The sequence below is a fragment of the Saccharopolyspora hordei genome, from assembly GCF_013410345.1.
Taxonomy (GTDB): domain Bacteria; phylum Actinomycetota; class Actinomycetes; order Mycobacteriales; family Pseudonocardiaceae; genus Saccharopolyspora; species Saccharopolyspora hordei.
The window spans coordinates 2,957,911-2,975,146 of record NZ_JACCFJ010000001.1 but is presented as its reverse complement, the minus strand read 5'-3'; the positions used below and the strand labels follow the sequence as shown (position 1 = coordinate 2,975,146).

The following is a 17,236-nucleotide window of genomic DNA, read 5'->3' as shown; positions in this document are numbered from 1 at the left end:
AAAACTAGATCTCGACCTTTAGGCCGACAAGAGCTCCTGTTAAATTTCTTTTCAGACATTATTCGACGGTTTTTCATGCAGGAGCTGCGCGATGGGGTGGGAACCGGTCCGCTTGGCGGTGCCGCGGACGTCCGGACGAGCTGACGACAGCCTGGTGCGCAGCAGCCTGACCAGGCTGATCGCCTCGGGCGCGGCGGAGAGCAGGGTCGAGCTGGTGCGCGCCACCGGGCTGTCCCGGTCCACTGTGCACAGCCACCTGGACGCGCTGATCACGGCCGGGCTCGTCGTCGAGCGGGGCCCGGTCGGCAGCGGCGGCCGGGGGCGCCCGGCGCACCGGCTGGCGATCGCACCGCGCGCCGGGGTCGTGCTCGCCGCCGACGTCGGGGTGCACAGCACCCGGCTCGCCGTCGCCGACCTCGGTCAGGACGTGCTCGCCGAGGGCGAGGTGGAGCTGGACATCTCCGTCGGCCCGGAGCAGTCGCTGGACGTGCTCACCGACCACCTGCGGAAGCTGCTGGCCGAGGCCGGGATGCCGCTGGCGAAGGTGAAGGCGCTGGTCATGGGATTGCCGGGCCCGGTGGACTCGCGGATGGGCATGCCGGTGCGGCCACCGATCATGCCGGGCTGGGACGGCTTCCCGGTCGGCGAGGCGATGGCCGCCCGGTTCGGTTGCACCGCCGCGGTGGACAACGACGTCAACCTGATGGCGCTCGGCGAGGCCCGCGCCCTGCCGCCCGAGGAGTCTCCGCTGCTGTTCCTGAAGGTGGGCACCGGCATCGGCGGCGGCATCGTGCTGGCCAGCGGGGAGCTGCACCGCGGTTCCGACGGCGCGGCCGGCGACATCGGGCACATCCGGGTGCCGGGCGCCGACGACGTGGTCTGCCAGTGCGGCAACGTCGGCTGCGTCGAGGCGGTCGCCTCCGCCGACGCGGTGCTGCGCGCGCTGCGCACCGACGGTGCAGGACCGCGCACCATAAGCGACCTCGCCCAGCTGCTGCGCGACGGCGACGCCATCGCGGTCCGGAAGGTCCGCACCGCGGCCGCGACGATCGGCGAGGTCGTGGCCATGCTGGTGCACTTCTACAACCCGAAGCGGATCGTCCTGGGTGGACTCATCACCGCGGCCGGCGACGACCTGCTCGCCGGCATCCGCAGCGTCGTCTACCGCCGCGCCCTGCCGCTGGCCACCCGGCACCTGTCACTGGCCAACAGCACGCTCGGCCGCTACGCCGGGCTGGCCGGTGCCGTGGTGGCGGCGATCGAGAACGTGCTCTCCGCCGACGGAGTCAAGGACCTGCTGCGAGAGAGGCCTTGACACGCCGTGTGCGGCGGGCTATCCATGTGGTCGTCTCACGCCGCAGTTCGACCGGTGCCCGGGCACCGCCCCGCCACCACCGACGGACCCGCGAAGCGGAGACACCATGCAGCTGAGACGCGCGCCCGCTTGGGCGGTTCTCACCACCACCGCAGCGATCACCCTCACCGGGTGCGTCAGCGCCCCGGCCACCGGACCGGTCGGCGAGCACGCGCCCGAGGTCCCCGTGCTGGACCCCGCGATCGCCGACGGCGCCAGCGGTGACGTGACGATCTGCGGGAACAAGGACAACGGGACCTACACCAAGCTCACCGAGTCCTTCAACGCCAAGCGGACCGGGGTGACCGCGCACTACCTGGAGATCGGGCAGGACACCGACTCCACGCGCACGCAGGCCATCCAGCGGCTCGAAGGCGGCTCCCACGGTTGCGACATCTACGTGATGGACGTGACCTGGACCAGCGAGTGGGCCGCGCAGGGCTGGGTGCAGGACCACAGCCGGCTGGTCGAGGAGCACCGCGCCGACCTCATCCCGTCCACGTTGGAGACCGTCCGCTACGACGACCGGTACTGGGCGGTCCCGTTCTTCACCAACGCGGGCCTGCTGTTCTACCGCGAGGACCGGGTGCCGCCGCCGACAACGTGGGAGCAGGTCTACGCCAACGCCGCGACCGACGAGTCGCACAAGGTGGAGATGCAGGCCAAGCGCTACGAGGGCCTGACGGTCAACTTCCTGGAGATGCTGTACTCCGCCGGCGGTTCGGTGATCGACGAGCAGGGCACCGTCACCATCGACTCCCCGCAGACCCGCGCCGTGCTCACGAAGCTGACCGAGGCCCTCGACAACGGAGCCGTCGACCGGGCCAGCCTGACCTACGACGAGGACGGTGGCCGGCGCGCCTACGAGTCCGGCCGCGCCGGGTACCTGCGGCAGTGGCCGAGCGCGCACGCGCAGATCGTGCAGACCGGCGCCGGGCCGCACACCGCGGTGGCCCCGCTGCCCGCCTTCGACGAGCACAGTGAACCCGCGGCGGTGCTCGGCGGCTGGAACCTGGGCATCGCGACCGAGGCGGACAACCCCGCCGGAGCGGTGGCCGTCGTCGACTACGCCACCAGCGCCGAGTTCCAGAAGACCATCATCATGGAGCACTCCCAGGCTCCCGTGCACGCCGCGACCTACGACGACCCCGAGGTGATCGCCGAGCTGCCGTTCGTCCCGCAGCTCAAGCAATCCGTCCTCAGCGCCAAGCCGCGCCCGAAGTCCCCGGTGTACGCGCAGCTGTCCCGGGCCATCTACAAGAACGTCTACCAGGTGATCTCCGGGCAGACCGATGTGGACTCGGGCGTGCGGAAGATGGCTGAGGACATCCGGACCGCGCAGGAGACGTTCTGATGACCACGACGACCCGGACCCGGCGGCGCAGCCGGGTCGACCAGCAGCAGCGGCGCACCGCGGTGTGGATGGTCTCCCCCGCGCTGGTGGTGATGTTCCTGGTGGCCGTGGTGCCGATCGGCTACGCGATCTGGCTGTCGCTCAACGTCTACAGCGTGCGCCAGGCCGGTCTGTCCCAGTTCGTGGGGCTGACGAACTACTGGAACGCGCTGACCTCACCGGAGTGGTGGGAGGCGTTCCGGCAGACGTTCTTCTTCGCCATCGTGTCGGTGTTCCTGGAGGTCGTGCTGGGCGTCGCGATGGCGCTGCTGCTGAACATGGCCTTCCGCGGCCGGGGTCTGCTGCGCTCGACGCTGCTGGTCCCCTACGCGGTGCTGACCGTGGTCTCGGCGATCACCTGGCAGGCGATGTTCGAGTCCAACCTCGGTCTGGTGACCGGGCTGCTCCGCGCCCTGGGCCTGCCCGGCGGTGAGCACGTGTGGCTCGCCGAACCCGGTTACGCGATGGCCGTGATCATCGTCGCGGACGTGTGGAAGACCGCGCCGTTCGTGGCGCTGCTGGTGCTGGCCGGGCTGCAGGTCATCCCGCCGGACGTCTACGAGGCGGCGGACCTGGACGGTGCGAGCCGCTGGCAGACCTTCTGGCGGGTCACGCTGCCGCTGCTGCGCCCGGCGATCGCGCTGGCAGCGATCTTCCGGCTGCTGGACGCGCTGCGCATCTTCGACCTGCCGTACGTGCTGACCAAGGGCGCCAACGGCACCGAGACCATGTCCATGCTGGCCTACCAGGAGCTGCGCGAGGGGCGGTTGATCGGCCCCGGTTCGGCACTGTCCATCTTGACCTTCGCCACCGTGATGGTGGTGTCCCTGGTCTACATCCGCTTCGCCGGCGGCAACATCCGCGACGTCGCGAAGGAGAACTGATGGCGACCGTCCTCGTCCCCACCAAGACCACCGCTCCGCCGCGCCCGGCGCCGGCGGGCCGCCGCTCGCGCGACCGGAACCGGCCGCGACCGCTGACGCTGGTGTTCGCCGTGCTGGTGATGCTGGCGTCGCTGGTGCCGTTCTACTGGCTGGTCAACACCTCGCTGAAGACCGGCGCCGAGCTGTCCTCGGGCAGCCTGTTCCCCACCCAGCCCTCGCTGCAGAACTACGTCGACGTCCTGCAGGACGGCGAGTTCCTCGTCGCGCTGCGGAACTCGGTCATCGTCGGCGTGGTCACCACGACGCTGGCGATGGTGCTCGCGTCGTTCGCCGCCTACGCGCTGGCGCGGCTCGCGCTGCCGCGCAAGGGCCTCATCCTCGCGGCGGTCCTGTCGGTGACCACGTTCCCCGTCATCGCGATCGCGGCGCCGATGTTCAAGATCTGGAGCGACCTGGGCATCTACGACACGCTGCTCGGGCTGATCATCCCGAAGCTCACCTTCGCGCTGCCGATGGCGATCTTCGTGCTCACCTCGTTCTTCCGCGAGATCCCGTTCGAGCTGGAGGAGTCGGCGCTCATCGACGGCGCTTCCCCGTTCCAGGCCTTCTACAAGGTGATCCTGCCGCTGGCGGTGCCGGGCATGGCCACCACCGCGATCCTGGTGTTCATCTCTGTGTGGAACGAGTTCCTGCTGGCCGTCACGCTCACCTCCACGCCGTCGGCGCGCACCGTCCCGGCGGCCATCGCGTTCTTCGCCGGCACCAACGAGTTCGACCAACCCATCGGCAGCATCAGCGCGGCCTCGGTGATCGTCACCCTGCCGCTGCTGGTCCTGGTGCTGGTGTTCCAGAAGCGCATCGTGGCCGGCCTGACCTCCGGTGCGATCAAGGGCTGAGCCCGCGCTCGCGGCCGGTCCCGTGGGACGAGCCGCGCACACGTGACCGAGCGGCTGCGCCGCTGGACGAGAGAACCCTCGAAAGGAGACACCCATGAGTCCGATCCGGGTCGGCGTGGTCGGCATCGGTTGGGCGGGCCAGCAACACCTGGCCGCCTACCAGAACATCCCCGACGTGGAGATCGTCGCGATCGCGGGCAAGGAACAGGAGCTGCTGCACTCCCTCGGCGAGCAGTACGGCGCGAAGCTGCTGTTCGAGAGCTGGGAGAAGCTGCTGGAGGTGCCGGACCTCGACGCGGTCAGCATCGCGGTGCCCACCTTCCTGCACGCCCCGATCGCCATCGCCGCGCTCAAGCGCGGGCTGCACGTGCTCAGCGAGAAGCCGCTGGCCCGCAACGCCGTCGAGGGCCAGCAGATGGTCGACGCGGCGCGCTCGGCGGGCCGGGTGCTGGACGTGGTGTTCAACCACCGGTTGCGCGGGGACATCCAGGTCCTTAGCGACATCATCCGGCGCGGTGAGCTGGGGAGGCCCTACTACGCGAAGGCGTCGTGGATGCGCCGCCGGGGCATCCCGATGCTGGGCAGCTGGTTCACCAACCGGGAGATGGCCGGCGGTGGACCGCTGGCCGACATCGGCGTCCACGTGCTTGACTACTCGCTGTTCCTGCTGGGCGAGCCGCGCGTGGTGTCGGTCAACGCGGTCACCTACTCCGAGCTGGGCCCGCGCGGGATCGGCGGCATGAAGTGGGAGACGGCCGAGCAGACCGCCTCGGCCTACGAGGTGGAGGACTTCGCGGCGGCGTTCCTGCGCTTGGAGGGCGGGGGCACGCTGGTGCTGGAGACCTCCTGGGCGGCGTTCCGCAGCCCGGACGACCTGATCGACTTCAGCGTCCTGGGCACCGAGGGCGGCGCCGAGCTCAAGGCCGTCGGCGCGACGAAGAAGCTGGTCGGTGACCTGCACGTGTACCGGGACGTGGACGGCGAGATCGCCGACTACCAACCGACCGCCGAGCCTGGACGCGCGCACGCCGGCGTGGTGGAGAACTTCGTCCGCGTCCTGCGCGACCCGGCCGAGTGGTCCGCCAACGACGGGTCCCTCGCCCTGACGCGCGCCCGCGTGATCGACGCCTGCTACCAGTCCGCTGCCGAGAACCGGGAGATCACCGTCGAATGAGCCAGCTGCGCATCACCGTCTGGAACGAAGGCGTCCACGAGTCCACGAAGGACCCCGCGGGGATGGCCGAGTACTACCCCGAGGGCATCCACGGTGCGCTCGCGGCCGGGATCCGCGAGCAGCTGCCGGACTCGACCGTGCGCACCGCGCTGCTCAGCGACCCCGAGCACGGGCTGCCCGAGGAGGTGCTGGCCGACACCGACGTGCTGCTGTGGTGGGGGCACAAGGCGCACGGCCAGGTCGACGACGCGGTCGTGGACCGGGTGCAGCGGCACGTGCTCGGCGGCATGGGCCTGCTGGTGCTGCACTCCGGGCACTTCTCCAAGGTCTTCACCCGCCTGCTGGGCACCACCTGCTCGCTGAGCTGGCGCAACGCCGCGGAGCGCGAACTGGTGTGGACGGTGGACCCGACGCACCCGATCGCCGAGGGGATCCCGAACCCGCTGGTGATCCCGGAGCAGGAGACCTACGGCGAGTTCTTCGACATCCCGGCCCCGGACGAGCTGGTCTTCATCAGCTCCTTCAGCGGCGGCGAGGTCTTCCGCTCCGGCGTGACCTTCCGCCGGGGCAAGGGGCGGATCTTCTACTTCAGCCCCGGGGACGAGCGCTACCCGGTGTACAACCAGCCGGAGATCAAGCGCGTGCTGGCCAACGGGATCCGCTGGGCCGCCCGGCCCGAGGTCGACCGCAGCATCCCGGAGGTCTCGAACCCGCCGCGGGACTGGTTCTTGGAGAGCTGACGCACGAGGGCGCGTCCGGCTGCGGCAGGACGCGCCCTCCCCGCGCGCGGGTCAGGTCTCGACCGCGGTCGCCCCCGTGCGCGGGGCACCTCACCGGCAGGAGGTGCCCTCGGGTGGGATCACCGGGTGACGCGGAGGACCTGGTCGTCGTCGGGTCCCGGGGTGCCGTTGCCGTCCCGGTTGGACGTGGTGCCCCAGAGCGTGCCGTCCGGGGCCGAGACCGGCGTGCGGAGCCGGCCGTGCTCGCCCTGGAACAGCGCGGCCGGTTCCCCGACCGACCCGTCGCCGGTGAGCGGGACCTGCCACAACTGCTGGCCGCGCAGCGCCGCGACGTGCAGGTGCCCGTCGTGGACGGCCAGACCGCTGGGCGAGGCCTCGCTGGTCGGCCAGGTCACCAGCGGGTCGACGAACTCGGCGTTGCCGCACTCGCCCTCGCACACCGGCCAGCCGTGGTTCTCGCCGGGCTCGATGAGGTTGACCTCGTCCCACGTGTTGTCGCCGAGCTCCGAGGAGTACAGCCGCCCGGCGTCGTCCCAGCCGAGCCCCTGCGGGTTGCGGTGGCCCATCGAGTGGACCACCGAACCGTCGAACTGGGTTGCCCCGGCGCGGGCTCGCCGTCGGGCGTCATCCGCAGGATCTTGCCGTTGCGCGAGGCCGGGTCCTGCGCGGTGTCCGGGTCCCGGGCGTCGCCGGTCGTGGCGTCGCTCGCCGATCCGCCGGCGCAGCGGACCTCAGCCGGCGCGGGCGGGCGAGTAGTGCTGCGGGTCGCCGCGCCGGTCCAGCGGCGGGAGGTTGCGGGCCGGGGTCTCGACCAGCGGCGCGTCGGCGGGGACCTCGCCACGCACGCGCCGCCACGCCGCCCGGGCCCGCGGGTGGTACCGCAGTTCGAAGGGCACGAACCGCCAGACGAAGGCGAGCGCCCGGCCGAGCAACCGGTGGATCCGCTCGTCGCGGGCGGTCCAGCGGAAGCCGAGCTTCTCCCGGATGACCGGGTCGTAGAGGCCGATGGTGAGCCAGCGGAACCCGCGGCTGATCGGGACGCGGGCGAGCCGCCACAGCGGGTCGGGCAGCCGGCTCAGCAGGGGTGGCTTGCCGATCCGCGAGATGTCCAGCACGGCGCGGGTCGCCCAGTTGTCCTCCAGGACCTCGCGGCACATGTGGTCCCAGTAGCGCTGGAAGCTCGGCCAGTCCGGCGGCACCGGGCGCATGCTCATCCCGTACAGCCGGTACCACTGCACGCCCTCGGCGTAGACCTGCGCCTTCTCCTGCTCGGTGAGCGGCGTGCCGAAGTGCTCGTTGATGATGATCGGCATGACCAGGAACGTCGCGTGCGCCCAGAAGTAGGTGTCCGGGTTGAGCGCGTGGTAGGGCCGCCCGTGCTTGTCGACGCCCTTGATCCCGTTGTGGTAGGCGCGCACCTGCCGCGCGGTCTGCTCCGCCCGCGGGCCGTCGTAGACCACCCCGCCGATCGGGTACAGGCTGCGGAAGAGGCGCTCCCACCGCTCGTCGAAGAACCGCGAGTGCTCCTCGACCCCCGCGCCGAGCTGGGGGTGCATGTTCTGCATCGACCCGGCCCACAGCGCCAGCAGCAGACCCCGCCAGTCGCCGAAGTAGCGCCACGTGAGCGAGTCCGGTCCGAGCGGTGTCGGCCTCGACATCGGTGCTCCCTCCGAATCTGAGGACACCTGTTCGCAGAAACAGGATCGGACTGCTCCGCCCGTGCGTCAATCGCCGGAACGGAGTCCCCCGCGGCCCACGTGCGACCGGCGGGAACCCCGGCCACCTACACTCGGCGGTGGACGCGAGCAGGAAGGCCCCGGACCGATGAGCAAGAGCCAACTCACCGCCGTGCTGGTGCGCACGCTGCTGTTCTTCGCCGTGGCGGTGGTGCTGGGCTTCGTCTCGGGGTGGGTGGTGTACGCCGTCATCGCGGTCGCCCTCACCGGCGGCGCCGCACTGGTCCAGCTGGGCGGCGTGCTGTGGCTGCGGCGCGCGGAGCGGGCGGACCCGGAGGCGGCGAAGGAGCCGGTCAAGCCGGAGGGCTTCCTCTGATCGGCTTTGCTGATCGGTACCCCCCTGGGGTACAAAGGCGCCAGGACCAGGGGAGGCGCCGATGCACGGTTACGCGCACGACAAGGACGGCTACGCCAAGCGGCTGCGGCGGATCGAAGGACAGGTGCGCGGCCTGGCCCGGATGATCGAGGACGACGAGTACTGCATCGACGTGCTCACCCAGGTCTCGGCCACCACCAAGGCGCTGCAGGCCGTGGCGCTGGGCCTGCTCGACGAGCACCTCAAGCACTGCGTCTCCGAGGCGCTGGCCGAGGGCGGCCAGCAGGCGGAGGACAAGGTCCGCGAGGCCAGCGACGCGATCGCCCGGCTGGTCAAGTCCTGACCGCTGGACCCAACCCCGGTATGGTAGCCGACGTGCGAGAACACCGGGACCCGCTCCGCTGGGTGCTGCTGCTGGTCCTGGCGCTCGGCGTGGTGCTCATGCACCACGTCCCGGCGCAGGCGCACGAGCCCGCCCCGGTGGCGGCCGCCGCGCACGCGGTCGGGCACTCACCGGCCGCCGCGCACGCGGTCGGGCACTCACCGGTCACCGCGCACACCGATCACGCGCCGGTCGCGCAGGTCGAGCACCACGGCCACCCGGCGTCCCCGGGCCACGCTGCGCTGCACCTGTGCCTGGCGATCGTCGTCGGCTTCCTGGTCCTGCTGCTCCCCCGGCTCCGGCGCGCGGCCCGCGCCGTGGCCGGACCACCGAGAGCCCTCGTCGCGGCCCCGCCCGCGCTGGCCCCGCCGCCGATCCCCGTGCCGCGGAGGCTCGCGGCCCTGTGCGTGCTCCGTCACTGATCGGCACCGGCCACGGCCCGGCCGTGGCACGCGTGCCCGGATCAGTCACGAGGAGGACGACAGAGATGAGGAAGCACACCCGCGCGGTCGTCGTCGGCGCCAGCGCAGTCGCCGCGCTCGCACTGGCCGGCTGCGGCACCGCCAGCACCCCGCCCCCGCAGGCCCCGGCGAGCCAGGAGCAGACGGCCCACAACGCGGCGGACGTCGCCTTCGCTCGAGGCATGGTCCCGCACCACCAGCAGGCCGTCGAGATGGCCCGGCTGGTGCCGGACCGGTCGCAGTCCCAGCAGGTCGAGGACCTGGCCCGGCAGATCGAGGCCGCGCAGGGCCCGGAGATCGAGACGCTCACCGGGTGGCTGCGCGACTGGGGCGCCGCGCCCGCGGAGCACGGCAGCCACGGCGACACGGGCGGTCACGGCGGCATGATGTCCGCCGACGAGATGGCGCGGCTGGAGCGGGCCCGCGGCGCGGAGTTCGACCGCGCGTTCCTGGAGATGATGATCAGGCACCACGAGGGCGCGGTGACGATGGCACGGACCGAGCTGTCCGACGGCCAGTTCCCGGCGGCCAAGCAGATGGCGCAGCAGATCATCGACACCCAGCAGGCCGAGATCGACACCATGCGCACCCTGCTCGCGCAGAGCTGACCACCCGGGGCCGGGGCGGTCGCGCGACCGCCCCGGCCCCGCTCAGCTGCGTCGCCCAGTGGCCGGACGCGTGCCGGGGCAGCTCAGGACTTCACCAGGCGGGCGATCGCCTCGCTGGCCTCGCGGACCTTCTCGTCGGCGTTCTCGCCGCCCTCCGCCAGTGCTTCGGCCACGCAGTGCTTGAGGTGCTCGTCGAGCAGGCGCAGGGAAACCGCTTGCAGGCCCTTCGTCACGGCCGAGACCTGCGTCAGGATGTCGATGCAGTACTTGTCCTCTTCGATCATGCGGGCCAGGCCGCGGACCTGCCCCTCGATGCGCGCCAGCCGTTTGAGGTAGTTGTCCTTGTCCTGGGTGTATCCGTGCATCCCACCGCTCCACTTCACCGGCCTGGCCAAACCCGGAAATCTTACCCTCTGGCGGCGCCCCCGCGGAGCCCTCGACGACCGATCCCACACGACACCGCAACGCTTCCGGCTCACCTCCCGCGGCGACACCACGGCGGTGGGCTCCGGGGGTGCGCCGCCCCGTTCGGCGCGTCGTGGTCGTGCCGCGATCTGGATCTGGCGGTGCTCCGCCGATTACGCTCGCAGCGGGGGGACAGCCCCGTCGTGAGGAGGACCGTGATGTCCGAGGCGCCGCCGGAGCACGTCGACCTGGAGAAGCCGAACGCGGCACGGGTCTACGACTACTACCTGGGCGGCGACCACAACTTCGCGGTGGACCGGCAGATGGCCGAGGAAGCGATCGCGATGTGGCCGGAGCTGCCGCTGGTGATGCAGGCCAACCGCGCTTTCCTCCGCCGGGCCGTGCAGGTCTGCGCCGAGCGCGGCATCCGCCAGTTCCTCGACCTGGGCTCGGGCATCCCCACCGTCGGCAACGTGCACGAGGTCGCCCAGGCTGCGGCCCCCGGTGCGCGGGTGGTGTACGTCGACACCGACCCGGTCGCGGTCGCCTACAGCCGGAAGCTGCTGCGCGACAACCCGGACGCCACGATCGTCGACGCGGACCTGCGCGACCCGGAGCGGGTGCTGGGCAGCCCCGAGGTCACCGAGCTGCTGGACCTGAGCGAGCCGGTCGCGCTGATGATGGTCGCCGTGCTGCACTTCGTGCCGGACTCCGACGCACCGCGAAAGGTCGTCGCGCGCTACCGCGAGGCGCTGGCACCGGGGAGCTACCTGGTGATCTCGCACGCCTCCCACGAGGGCCGGCCCGATGTGGGACCAGCGCACGCCGACCTCTACCGCGAGCGCACCGCGACACCGCTGACGATGCGGTCGACCGAGGAGGTGACCGGGTTCTTCGACGGGTTCGAGCTGGTCGAGCCGGGCGTGGTCTTCCTGCCGCAGTGGCGACCGGCGACCCCGGGCGACGTCGAGGAGCACCCGGAGCGCTTCACCGGTCTGGCCGGGGTGGGCCGCAAACCGTGATCGACGGCGCCGGGAGGGGGCCCGTGCCGAGCCCCCTCCCGGCGCCGTCGACTACGAGCGGCTCCGCCGCTTCCGCCCGGTGACCTGGTTGTAGATCACCAGCACGATCACGGCGCCGATCACCGAGCCGATCCAGCCCGCCGGCTGGAACCCGCGCAGACCGACGGTGAGCAGGCCGAACACCAACCCGCCGACGATGGACCCGGCGATGCCGAGCAGGATCGTCCGCAGCACGCCGATGTCGTCCTTGCCCGGCACGATCGCCCGGGCGATGAACCCCGCGATCAAGCCGAACACGATCCAGCCGAGGATGGTCCACAACATCGCTCTCCCCCTACTTCCCGGGTCCGGCGTCCAACATCAACGCCTCCAGGCTACGCGCCTCCCGACCGGGGAAGGCGGCCCGGGAGGCGCGATGTCCTCAGTGGACGCCGCACGGGCCGGGCCGCCCCTCCGCGGAGCCGGGAGAACGCGCGCGGCACCGCCGCGGCTCGCGGTCCCTCGGGGACGCCCCGGCCTTGCACCTCACCCAGGACGCCCGGGACGACGCCCGCACCGCCCCGGTCACGGCCCGCGGCCGGGCTTTCGGGCCCGGTTTCCCGCGACCCGCGCTGACGGCGCCGGTCACCGCGGCAGGGGCTCGTCCTCCCGCCCACCGCGGAGGGTGTCGCTGCCCGGCACGGTCCCGCGCCGCAACCGGTCGGCGAGTTCGTCCAAGAACCAGTTGAGCACCGACTCGGCCACTTCCACGTCCGCCCTCGAACCGCTGTCCAGGGCTTGCTTGCGAGCCAGCGCGGCGACCCGGATCTCCTCGAGCAACTGCTCGCGCTCGAGGTCGCTGCGCCTCGTGATCAGGTCCATGCAGACCACTCCCGTGGTCGATCGAGGGGTCGGGGACCAGCGAGAACGCCGGCCCCCGACCTCTCCCCCCAGTGTTGTGCCCCGGACGGGTCCGGGATGTGCCGTACGGCTGAGTGCGCACCTGTCTCGACGGTAACGCGCGTCCCGCTAGAACACCCTCCCCCGAACGGGCAACGTTGGAAATTAACCGTCACATTTCCGAGACTGGTTCGTTCCCAACCGGCTCAGTCCAGCCCGCTGAGCCGCTCGCGGTACTCCTCAAGACCGATCTCGCCCCGGGCGAAGCGCTCGGCGAGGACCTCCTTGGCCCGGTCGACGGGCGACTTCCGGCGCGGTCGACCGCGCGTCGCCAGCCAGACCGCGGTCACCACCAGCGCGGCCAGCACCAGCAGGAAGAGAAGCCCGAACGGCCATCCGGGACCACCGTGCGGGCCGGCCCAGCCCGGACCCCACTGCAGCACGAACTCGGTCACCATCTCGACACCTCCGTGGATCGACGACGGCCCCAGCGTCGCCCCAGCGGGGCCCCGCGTCGTCGGCCCACGAGCGGCACTCGCAGTACCGCGCCCGACGTACGCCGCAGCGACGGGCTACGAGCTGCGGCGGCCGTCGGGACCCCGGCCGGGACGAGCGCGGTCTCCTCAGTGGACTCGGTGGGGGCGCGGCAGGACCTCGCCGCGCAGTTCCCAGCGCCGGGTGACCGGGTTGCGGACCCAGCGCATCTCGGCCTCCGCCTCCCACGGTTCCAGGGCGGCAAGGTAGCGGGACCACAGCCAGGTCTGGACGGCGAAGTAGCGGCGGAGCGCGGTCAAGCCGGTGAGCAACGGCGTGTTCATGGTCGGCATCCCTGGTGGCTAGGGGGTTTCGCCACCTCCGAGGGTGCGACGCGGAGATCCTCCGGACCAGTGGCAGTGATGCCGTTGTGCCGCAAGATCCTGCCAACTACGGTGGAGGGGTGTTGCGGAGTGTGGCCGCCGTCGTGCTGGACGACGTCGCGCCGTTCGAGCTCGGCGTGCTGTGCGAGGTCTTCGGCCTCGACCGGACCGCCGACGGAGTGCCGCCGATCGACTTCCGCGTCTGCGGGCAGCGACCGGGCGAGCCGGTGCGCACCTCGGTGGGCATGCAGGTGGTTCCCGAGCACGGCCTCGACGAGCTGACCCGGGTCGACGTCGTGGCGGTCCCGGCCGCGCGGGTCCGGGACACCTACCCACCGGAGGTGCTCGACGGGCTGCGGGCCGCCGCCGCGCGCGGGGCGGTCCTGCTCTCGGTGTGCACCGGGGCGTTCGCGCTCGGCGCGGCCGGGCTCCTGGACGGTCGCCGCTGCACGACGCACTGGTACCACGCCGCGGAGTTCCGCCGCCGCTTCCCCGCCGCCCAGCTCGACCCGGCCGTGCTCTACGTCGACGAAGGCGACGTGGTGACCAGCGCCGGGACCGCCGCCGGGATCGACGCCTGCCTGCACCTGGTGCGTCGCGAGCTGGGTTCCACCGCGGCGACGCGGATCGCCCGGCGCATGGTGGTGCCGCCGCAGCGCGACGGCGGGCAGCGGCAGTTCATCGACCTCCCGGTGCCCGAGTGCACCGGGGAGAGCCTCGAGCCGGTGCTCGCCTGGGTGCAGCAGACCTTGGACGCCGACCACGACGTCGCCAGCCTCGCCGCACGCGCGCAGATGTCGCCGCGCACGTTCGCGCGCCGGTTCGTCGCCGAGACCGGCACGACGCCGAACCAGTGGCTGGTCACGCAGCGCGTCCTGCACGCCCGCCGGCTGCTGGAGGACACCGCGCTGGGCATCGAGCAGATCGCGCGCAAGTGCGGGTTCGGCTCGGCCGCCCTGCTGCGCCACCACTTCCGGAACCTCGTCGGCGTGACCCCGCGCGACTACCGCAGGACCTTCGCCCGCACCGCCGGCTCAACGCCGCGATGAGGCGCAGCTGATGCACGTGGTGGTGGCGGGCAGCGCGTCCAGCCGCTCCACGGCGATGGGCTCCCCGCAGCGCTCGCAGACGCCGTAGGCGCCCTGCTCCACCTGGGCGAGCGCGCGGTCGAGCGCCTCCAGCTCGTGGCGTGCGTCGACCAGCAGGCCCTGCGCCTGGGCCCGTTCGTAGGCGAGCGTCGCGCCCTCCGGGTCGTGCTCGTCGTCGGCGCCGGTCCAGGTCGACGCGTCGCCGATCTCGTCGAGGCGGCGCCGCAACGACTCGGCCCGGGCCAGCGCGGTCGCGCGCTCCCGGGCCAGCCGTTGCCGCACCGCGGCCGCGTCGCACGGCGGTTCCCGCATGCAGCCGACAACGCCGCGGGGCGCGGCGCTGTTCCACGGCTCGCCCGGGCTCAGCGCCGAGCAGGATCATCCGAACGAGCGACCGGGATGCACTCGAACACGCGTGCGAGTCGGTGGCACCATCGGTGCAGGCAGGTCCGCACCGACACCGTCCACCACGGACGACCAGGAGGAACCGATGGCAGGCGACACCGCTGACCGCGCACGCGCAGGCCCCTGGGCACCGCACGCGGCGGGACCACGCGTCAGGGCAGGACGCCGACCGCCCCGAAGGCGTTGGCGCGGACGACCTGCTCAGGCTCGACCGGGCCGTCCGGCCGCCACAGCGGCACCGGCACCAGCCCCGGCGGGACGAGCGAGCAGCCCTCCAGCAGCGGGACGATGCGGTCGGCCGTCCGCCAGCTCACCGGCGTCGGGGTGCGAGCCATGACCTCCTCGGCCGCGGCGACCTGCTCCGCGGTGGCCGCCAACTGCGAGATGTGCGAGACCGCCACGTAGCTGCCGGAGGTGCACGCCTGGCGGTAGGCGGCCATCACCGCCGCGGCTTCCGCGTCGTCCGGCACGAACGGCATGATCGCCACGGCGAGCACGGCCACCGGGCGGCTGAAGTCGAGCAGCCCGGCGACTCCCGGCGCGTTCAGCACCGTGTCCGGCCGGCGGATGTCGGCTCGCGTGACGGTCACCCCGTCGACGTCCGCGAGGATGCGGCGGGAGTGGGCGACCGCGACGGACTCGATGTCGACGTACGCGACGCGGGCCTCCGGGTTCGCCTGCCGCGCGATCTCGTGCACGTTGCCCTTGGTCGGGCTGCCGGAGCCGAGGTCGAGGAACTGGTCGATCCCCACCGAGCACAGGTACCGCACGGCGCGGCCGAGGAAGGCGCGGTTGGCCCGGGCGTAGGTCTCCGCGTCGGGCATGGCGCCCCGCCCCGCCTCCGCCGCAGCGCGGTCCACCTCGAAGTTGGTCGACCCACCCAGGTAGTAGTCGTACATCCGCGCGGCGTTCGGGCGCTCCACGTCGATCTCGTCGTGCTCGCTCATCCCCACCCCCTGCAGACCACCGCCCGCACCGGACTCCGTGCCATCTCAGCACGGCAGGGAACGCTCCAGCCAGAACAGGAGGTCAACACCACAACACACGTTCGCGGCGACAACACCCGTGACACCACAGGCGCACGGCGACCGCGATCGCGACGCACGTCCCCTCACCGGAGGACGCGCCCCCGCAGCGGGCGGCGTCGGAGCGGAGCGCTTCACCGGGACGCGCACCGCGGCGCTGTCACCGGTGTGCGGCGGGGAGGACCGACGCGAAGCGGGTCCACGGCGCCTCGTCGGCGACGCGCAGCGCGTCGTCCATGGTGTCCACATCGGTCAGCTCCGGCAGCAGTGCGACCCGCAGTCCCGCGGCGCGCAGCGCGGCCAGCGTGCGCGTCCCGGTGTCCGGCCGGGAGGTGGGCACCGAAGCCAGCAGCCGTGCGGCGGCCGGGTCGCGGAACCCGATCACCCACCAGCCGCCGTCCTCGGCGAGGCCGAGCGCCGCGTCGGCACCGTCCAGCGCGGCGCAGGCCTCGGCGAGCAGCTCCGGCGTCACCTGCGGGGTGTCCATGCCGATCTGCACGACCGGCAGCCCGGGGTGCGCGGCCGCGGTGTCGGCGTGGGCCGCCGCCAACCGGGCTGGGAAGCCGTCACCGCGCTGCCCGAGCACGGTCCACCCGCGCAGCGCCGTGCGCAGCGCCGCCGCGTCGACGCCGGCGTCGAGGTCCCCGGCGAGCGCGACGACCGGCCGGCTCCGCTCGGTGCGCCGCACCGCGTCCATCGTGTCCAGCAGGCTCGCGGCCGCGATGCGCGCCGCCTCGGCGTGGGTGGCCGGTGGGCACAACCGGGTCTTGACCCGGCCCGGCACCGGGGACTTCGCGACCACCAGCAGCGCGGTCCGGGTCACCACAGCACACCCGCCATGTCGCGCACCGCGCGGGCCGTTCCGCGCAGCGACCCGGACACCTTGGACTTGGTCCCGGTCGTGCGCGGCCGGTACGTCACGTCGAGCTCGCACACGCGCCAGCGGGCGTCCGCCGCCCTGCACAGCAGCTCCAGCGGGTACCCGAAGCCGCGGTCCTCGACGCCCAGCCCCAGCAGGTCGCGCCGCCGTGCCGCGCGGACCGGCCCGATGTCGTGCACCGGGAGTCCGCGCCGCCGCAGCAGTCCGGCGATCACCGCGTTGCCCGCGCGGGCGTGCCAGGGCCACGCCGCCGCTGTCACCGGGACCCGGCGGCCGACCGCCAGCTCCGCGCGCCCCGCGCGCACCACGGACACCAACGACGGCAGCGCGGCCGGGTCCAAGGAGCCGTCGCAGTCCAGGACGCAGACGAACTCCGCGGTCGCCGCCTCGAGACCGGCGTGCACAGCGGCGCCGTAGCCCCGCCGGGGCTCCCGGACCACCACCGCGCCGTGCTCCTCGGCGACCTCCGCGGAGCCGTCCACGGACCCGTTGTCCACCACGATCGGCCGGAAACCCGGCGGCATCCCCGCGAGCACGCCCGGCAGCGCGAGCGCCTCGTCCAGGCAGGGCAGCACCACGTCCACATCGTTCACGTCAGCCAGTGAAGCGCAGCGCGGGGTCGGCGGGAACGCCTCCGGACATTGTGGATCCCTTACGGCTGCGGCGGAATCCTTACGAAGTCCTGACGTGCGGCGGCAGCGCGTTGGTGCGGGCCGCCGCGGGCATTAGCG

The 17,236-nt window shown here is 72.5% G+C and carries 23 protein-coding genes; 12 read left to right on the top strand and 11 right to left on the bottom strand.

Annotation, left to right across the window (positions count from 1 at the left end; translation table 11 throughout):
- The first annotated feature begins 91 nt into the window (after nucleotides 1-91).
- From HNR68_RS13855 to HNR68_RS13830, 6 genes are all read left to right on the top strand, one after another.
- A complete protein-coding gene (locus HNR68_RS13855; RefSeq protein WP_179721094.1) occupies nucleotides 92-1,315 on the top strand; it encodes an ROK family transcriptional regulator in 1,224 nt (407 codons plus the stop codon).
- A 106-nt stretch (nucleotides 1,316-1,421) separates the two neighbouring features.
- Nucleotides 1,422-2,708, top strand: a complete 1,287-nt coding sequence (locus tag HNR68_RS13850; RefSeq protein WP_179721092.1) for an ABC transporter substrate-binding protein — start codon at nucleotides 1,422-1,424, stop codon at nucleotides 2,706-2,708.
- Nucleotides 2,708-3,631, top strand: coding sequence for a carbohydrate ABC transporter permease (locus HNR68_RS13845; RefSeq protein ID WP_179721090.1), 924 nt, complete (start codon nucleotides 2,708-2,710; stop codon nucleotides 3,629-3,631). The genes HNR68_RS13850 and HNR68_RS13845 overlap by 1 nt, the downstream gene beginning before the upstream one ends.
- A 119-nt stretch (nucleotides 3,632-3,750) precedes the next feature.
- A complete protein-coding gene (locus HNR68_RS13840) occupies nucleotides 3,751-4,527 on the top strand; it encodes a carbohydrate ABC transporter permease (protein ID WP_246331068.1) in 777 nt (258 codons plus the stop codon).
- 94 nt (nucleotides 4,528-4,621) lie between these two features.
- Nucleotides 4,622-5,701 (top strand): Gfo/Idh/MocA family protein, encoded by a 1,080-nt coding sequence (locus HNR68_RS13835; protein ID WP_179721086.1) that lies wholly within the window; start codon nucleotides 4,622-4,624, stop codon nucleotides 5,699-5,701.
- Nucleotides 5,698-6,441: a ThuA domain-containing protein gene (locus tag HNR68_RS13830; protein ID WP_179721084.1), complete on the top strand. Its 744-nt coding sequence runs from the start codon at nucleotides 5,698-5,700 to the stop codon at nucleotides 6,439-6,441. Before HNR68_RS13835 ends, HNR68_RS13830 begins: the two co-directional genes overlap by 4 nt.
- Nucleotides 6,442-6,560: 119 nt before the next feature.
- Here HNR68_RS13830 and HNR68_RS26810 read toward each other — a convergent pair whose 3' ends face one another.
- Both HNR68_RS26810 and HNR68_RS13820 read right to left on the bottom strand, forming a co-directional pair.
- Complete coding sequence (locus HNR68_RS26810) at nucleotides 6,561-7,019, bottom strand: PQQ-dependent sugar dehydrogenase (RefSeq protein ID WP_343050139.1); 459 nt, start codon at nucleotides 7,017-7,019, stop codon at nucleotides 6,561-6,563.
- A 153-nt stretch (nucleotides 7,020-7,172) separates the two neighbouring features.
- Nucleotides 7,173-8,099 carry an oxygenase MpaB family protein gene (locus HNR68_RS13820; RefSeq protein ID WP_179721082.1) on the bottom strand — a complete coding sequence of 309 codons (927 nt, stop codon included), beginning with the start codon at nucleotides 8,097-8,099 and terminating at the stop codon, nucleotides 7,173-7,175.
- A gap of 166 nt (nucleotides 8,100-8,265) precedes the next feature.
- Here HNR68_RS13820 and HNR68_RS13815 point away from each other — a divergent pair, with 166 nt between their 5' ends.
- The 4 genes from HNR68_RS13815 (at nucleotide 8,266) to HNR68_RS13800 (ending at nucleotide 9,944) form a co-directional block, all read left to right on the top strand.
- Nucleotides 8,266-8,493 carry a hypothetical protein gene (locus HNR68_RS13815; RefSeq protein ID WP_179721080.1) on the top strand — a complete coding sequence of 76 codons (228 nt, stop codon included), beginning with the start codon at nucleotides 8,266-8,268 and terminating at the stop codon, nucleotides 8,491-8,493.
- A gap of 61 nt (nucleotides 8,494-8,554) precedes the next feature.
- Complete coding sequence (locus tag HNR68_RS13810; protein WP_179721078.1) at nucleotides 8,555-8,836, top strand: metal-sensitive transcriptional regulator; 282 nt, start codon at nucleotides 8,555-8,557, stop codon at nucleotides 8,834-8,836.
- A 32-nt stretch (nucleotides 8,837-8,868) separates the two neighbouring features.
- The gene (locus HNR68_RS13805; protein ID WP_179721076.1) at nucleotides 8,869-9,297 is read left to right on the top strand and encodes a hypothetical protein; all 429 of its coding nucleotides are present in this window, start codon (nucleotides 8,869-8,871) and stop codon (nucleotides 9,295-9,297) included.
- 65 nt (nucleotides 9,298-9,362) lie between these two features.
- On the top strand, nucleotides 9,363-9,944 hold the full coding sequence (locus HNR68_RS13800) for a DUF305 domain-containing protein (protein WP_179721074.1): 582 nt from the start codon (nucleotides 9,363-9,365) through the stop codon (nucleotides 9,942-9,944).
- Between the two features lie 83 nt (nucleotides 9,945-10,027).
- On the opposite strand, the gene HNR68_RS13795 is transcribed toward HNR68_RS13800, so the two are convergent.
- On the bottom strand, nucleotides 10,028-10,309 hold the full coding sequence (locus HNR68_RS13795) for a metal-sensitive transcriptional regulator (RefSeq protein ID WP_179721072.1): 282 nt from the start codon (nucleotides 10,307-10,309) through the stop codon (nucleotides 10,028-10,030).
- Between the two features lie 258 nt (nucleotides 10,310-10,567).
- Here HNR68_RS13795 and HNR68_RS13790 point away from each other — a divergent pair, with 258 nt between their 5' ends.
- On the top strand, nucleotides 10,568-11,371 hold the full coding sequence (locus HNR68_RS13790) for an SAM-dependent methyltransferase (RefSeq protein WP_179721070.1): 804 nt from the start codon (nucleotides 10,568-10,570) through the stop codon (nucleotides 11,369-11,371).
- 51 nt (nucleotides 11,372-11,422) lie between these two features.
- Here HNR68_RS13790 and HNR68_RS13785 read toward each other — a convergent pair whose 3' ends face one another.
- The 4 genes from HNR68_RS13785 to HNR68_RS13770 form a co-directional block, all read right to left on the bottom strand.
- Nucleotides 11,423-11,695, bottom strand: a complete 273-nt coding sequence (locus HNR68_RS13785) for a GlsB/YeaQ/YmgE family stress response membrane protein (RefSeq protein ID WP_179721068.1) — start codon at nucleotides 11,693-11,695, stop codon at nucleotides 11,423-11,425.
- A gap of 300 nt (nucleotides 11,696-11,995) precedes the next feature.
- A complete protein-coding gene (locus HNR68_RS13780; RefSeq protein ID WP_179721066.1) occupies nucleotides 11,996-12,232 on the bottom strand; it encodes a hypothetical protein in 237 nt (78 codons plus the stop codon).
- 224 nt (nucleotides 12,233-12,456) lie between these two features.
- The gene (locus HNR68_RS13775; RefSeq protein ID WP_179716373.1) at nucleotides 12,457-12,708 is read right to left on the bottom strand and encodes an SHOCT domain-containing protein; all 252 of its coding nucleotides are present in this window, start codon (nucleotides 12,706-12,708) and stop codon (nucleotides 12,457-12,459) included.
- Between the two features lie 165 nt (nucleotides 12,709-12,873).
- The gene (locus HNR68_RS13770; RefSeq protein WP_246330448.1) at nucleotides 12,874-13,068 is read right to left on the bottom strand and encodes a hypothetical protein; all 195 of its coding nucleotides are present in this window, start codon (nucleotides 13,066-13,068) and stop codon (nucleotides 12,874-12,876) included.
- Nucleotides 13,069-13,187: 119 nt separating this feature from the next.
- Here HNR68_RS13770 and HNR68_RS13765 point away from each other — a divergent pair, with 119 nt between their 5' ends.
- Nucleotides 13,188-14,156 carry a helix-turn-helix domain-containing protein gene (locus HNR68_RS13765; RefSeq protein ID WP_179721062.1) on the top strand — a complete coding sequence of 323 codons (969 nt, stop codon included), beginning with the start codon at nucleotides 13,188-13,190 and terminating at the stop codon, nucleotides 14,154-14,156.
- Here the strand turns inward: HNR68_RS13765 and HNR68_RS13760 are convergent.
- From HNR68_RS13760 to HNR68_RS13745, 4 genes are all read right to left on the bottom strand, one after another.
- The gene (locus HNR68_RS13760; protein WP_179721060.1) at nucleotides 14,142-14,507 is read right to left on the bottom strand and encodes a TraR/DksA family transcriptional regulator; all 366 of its coding nucleotides are present in this window, start codon (nucleotides 14,505-14,507) and stop codon (nucleotides 14,142-14,144) included. The genes HNR68_RS13765 and HNR68_RS13760 overlap by 15 nt on opposite strands.
- A gap of 245 nt (nucleotides 14,508-14,752) precedes the next feature.
- On the bottom strand, nucleotides 14,753-15,547 hold the full coding sequence (locus HNR68_RS13755; protein ID WP_179721058.1) for an SAM-dependent methyltransferase: 795 nt from the start codon (nucleotides 15,545-15,547) through the stop codon (nucleotides 14,753-14,755).
- A 238-nt stretch (nucleotides 15,548-15,785) separates the two neighbouring features.
- Complete coding sequence (locus HNR68_RS13750) at nucleotides 15,786-16,451, bottom strand: TIGR04282 family arsenosugar biosynthesis glycosyltransferase (RefSeq protein ID WP_425502875.1); 666 nt, start codon at nucleotides 16,449-16,451, stop codon at nucleotides 15,786-15,788.
- Nucleotides 16,445-17,089 (bottom strand): glycosyltransferase family 2 protein, encoded by a 645-nt coding sequence (locus HNR68_RS13745; RefSeq protein ID WP_179725033.1) that lies wholly within the window; start codon nucleotides 17,087-17,089, stop codon nucleotides 16,445-16,447. The genes HNR68_RS13750 and HNR68_RS13745 overlap by 7 nt, the downstream gene beginning before the upstream one ends.
- Between the last annotated feature and the right edge of the window lie 147 nt (nucleotides 17,090-17,236).

Bases quoted from the DNA above. Each gene is read 5' to 3' on its own strand.
- HNR68_RS13855 (WP_179721094.1), top strand. From the start codon at position 92: ATGGGGTGGGAACCGGTCCGCTTGGCGGTGCCGCGGACGTCCGGACGA.
- HNR68_RS13780 (WP_179721066.1), bottom strand. From the start codon at position 12,232: ATGGACCTGATCACGAGGCGCAGCGACCTCGAGCGCGAGCAGTTGCTC.
- HNR68_RS13835 (WP_179721086.1), top strand. From the start codon at position 4,622: ATGAGTCCGATCCGGGTCGGCGTGGTCGGCATCGGTTGGGCGGGCCAG.
- HNR68_RS13840 (WP_246331068.1), top strand. From the start codon at position 3,751: ATGCTGGCGTCGCTGGTGCCGTTCTACTGGCTGGTCAACACCTCGCTG.
- HNR68_RS13815 (WP_179721080.1), top strand. From the start codon at position 8,266: ATGAGCAAGAGCCAACTCACCGCCGTGCTGGTGCGCACGCTGCTGTTC.
- HNR68_RS13775 (WP_179716373.1), bottom strand. From the start codon at position 12,708: ATGGTGACCGAGTTCGTGCTGCAGTGGGGTCCGGGCTGGGCCGGCCCG.
- HNR68_RS13755 (WP_179721058.1), bottom strand. From the start codon at position 15,547: ATGAGCGAGCACGACGAGATCGACGTGGAGCGCCCGAACGCCGCGCGG.
- HNR68_RS13830 (WP_179721084.1), top strand. From the start codon at position 5,698: ATGAGCCAGCTGCGCATCACCGTCTGGAACGAAGGCGTCCACGAGTCC.
- HNR68_RS13760 (WP_179721060.1), bottom strand. From the start codon at position 14,507: ATGCGGGAACCGCCGTGCGACGCGGCCGCGGTGCGGCAACGGCTGGCC.
- HNR68_RS13850 (WP_179721092.1), top strand. From the start codon at position 1,422: ATGCAGCTGAGACGCGCGCCCGCTTGGGCGGTTCTCACCACCACCGCA.
- HNR68_RS13770 (WP_246330448.1), bottom strand. From the start codon at position 13,068: ATGAACACGCCGTTGCTCACCGGCTTGACCGCGCTCCGCCGCTACTTC.
- HNR68_RS13785 (WP_179721068.1), bottom strand. From the start codon at position 11,695: ATGTTGTGGACCATCCTCGGCTGGATCGTGTTCGGCTTGATCGCGGGG.
- HNR68_RS13820 (WP_179721082.1), bottom strand. From the start codon at position 8,099: ATGTCGAGGCCGACACCGCTCGGACCGGACTCGCTCACGTGGCGCTAC.
- HNR68_RS13795 (WP_179721072.1), bottom strand. From the start codon at position 10,309: ATGCACGGATACACCCAGGACAAGGACAACTACCTCAAACGGCTGGCG.
- HNR68_RS13800 (WP_179721074.1), top strand. From the start codon at position 9,363: ATGAGGAAGCACACCCGCGCGGTCGTCGTCGGCGCCAGCGCAGTCGCC.
- HNR68_RS13845 (WP_179721090.1), top strand. From the start codon at position 2,708: ATGACCACGACGACCCGGACCCGGCGGCGCAGCCGGGTCGACCAGCAG.
- HNR68_RS13790 (WP_179721070.1), top strand. From the start codon at position 10,568: ATGTCCGAGGCGCCGCCGGAGCACGTCGACCTGGAGAAGCCGAACGCG.
- HNR68_RS13810 (WP_179721078.1), top strand. From the start codon at position 8,555: ATGCACGGTTACGCGCACGACAAGGACGGCTACGCCAAGCGGCTGCGG.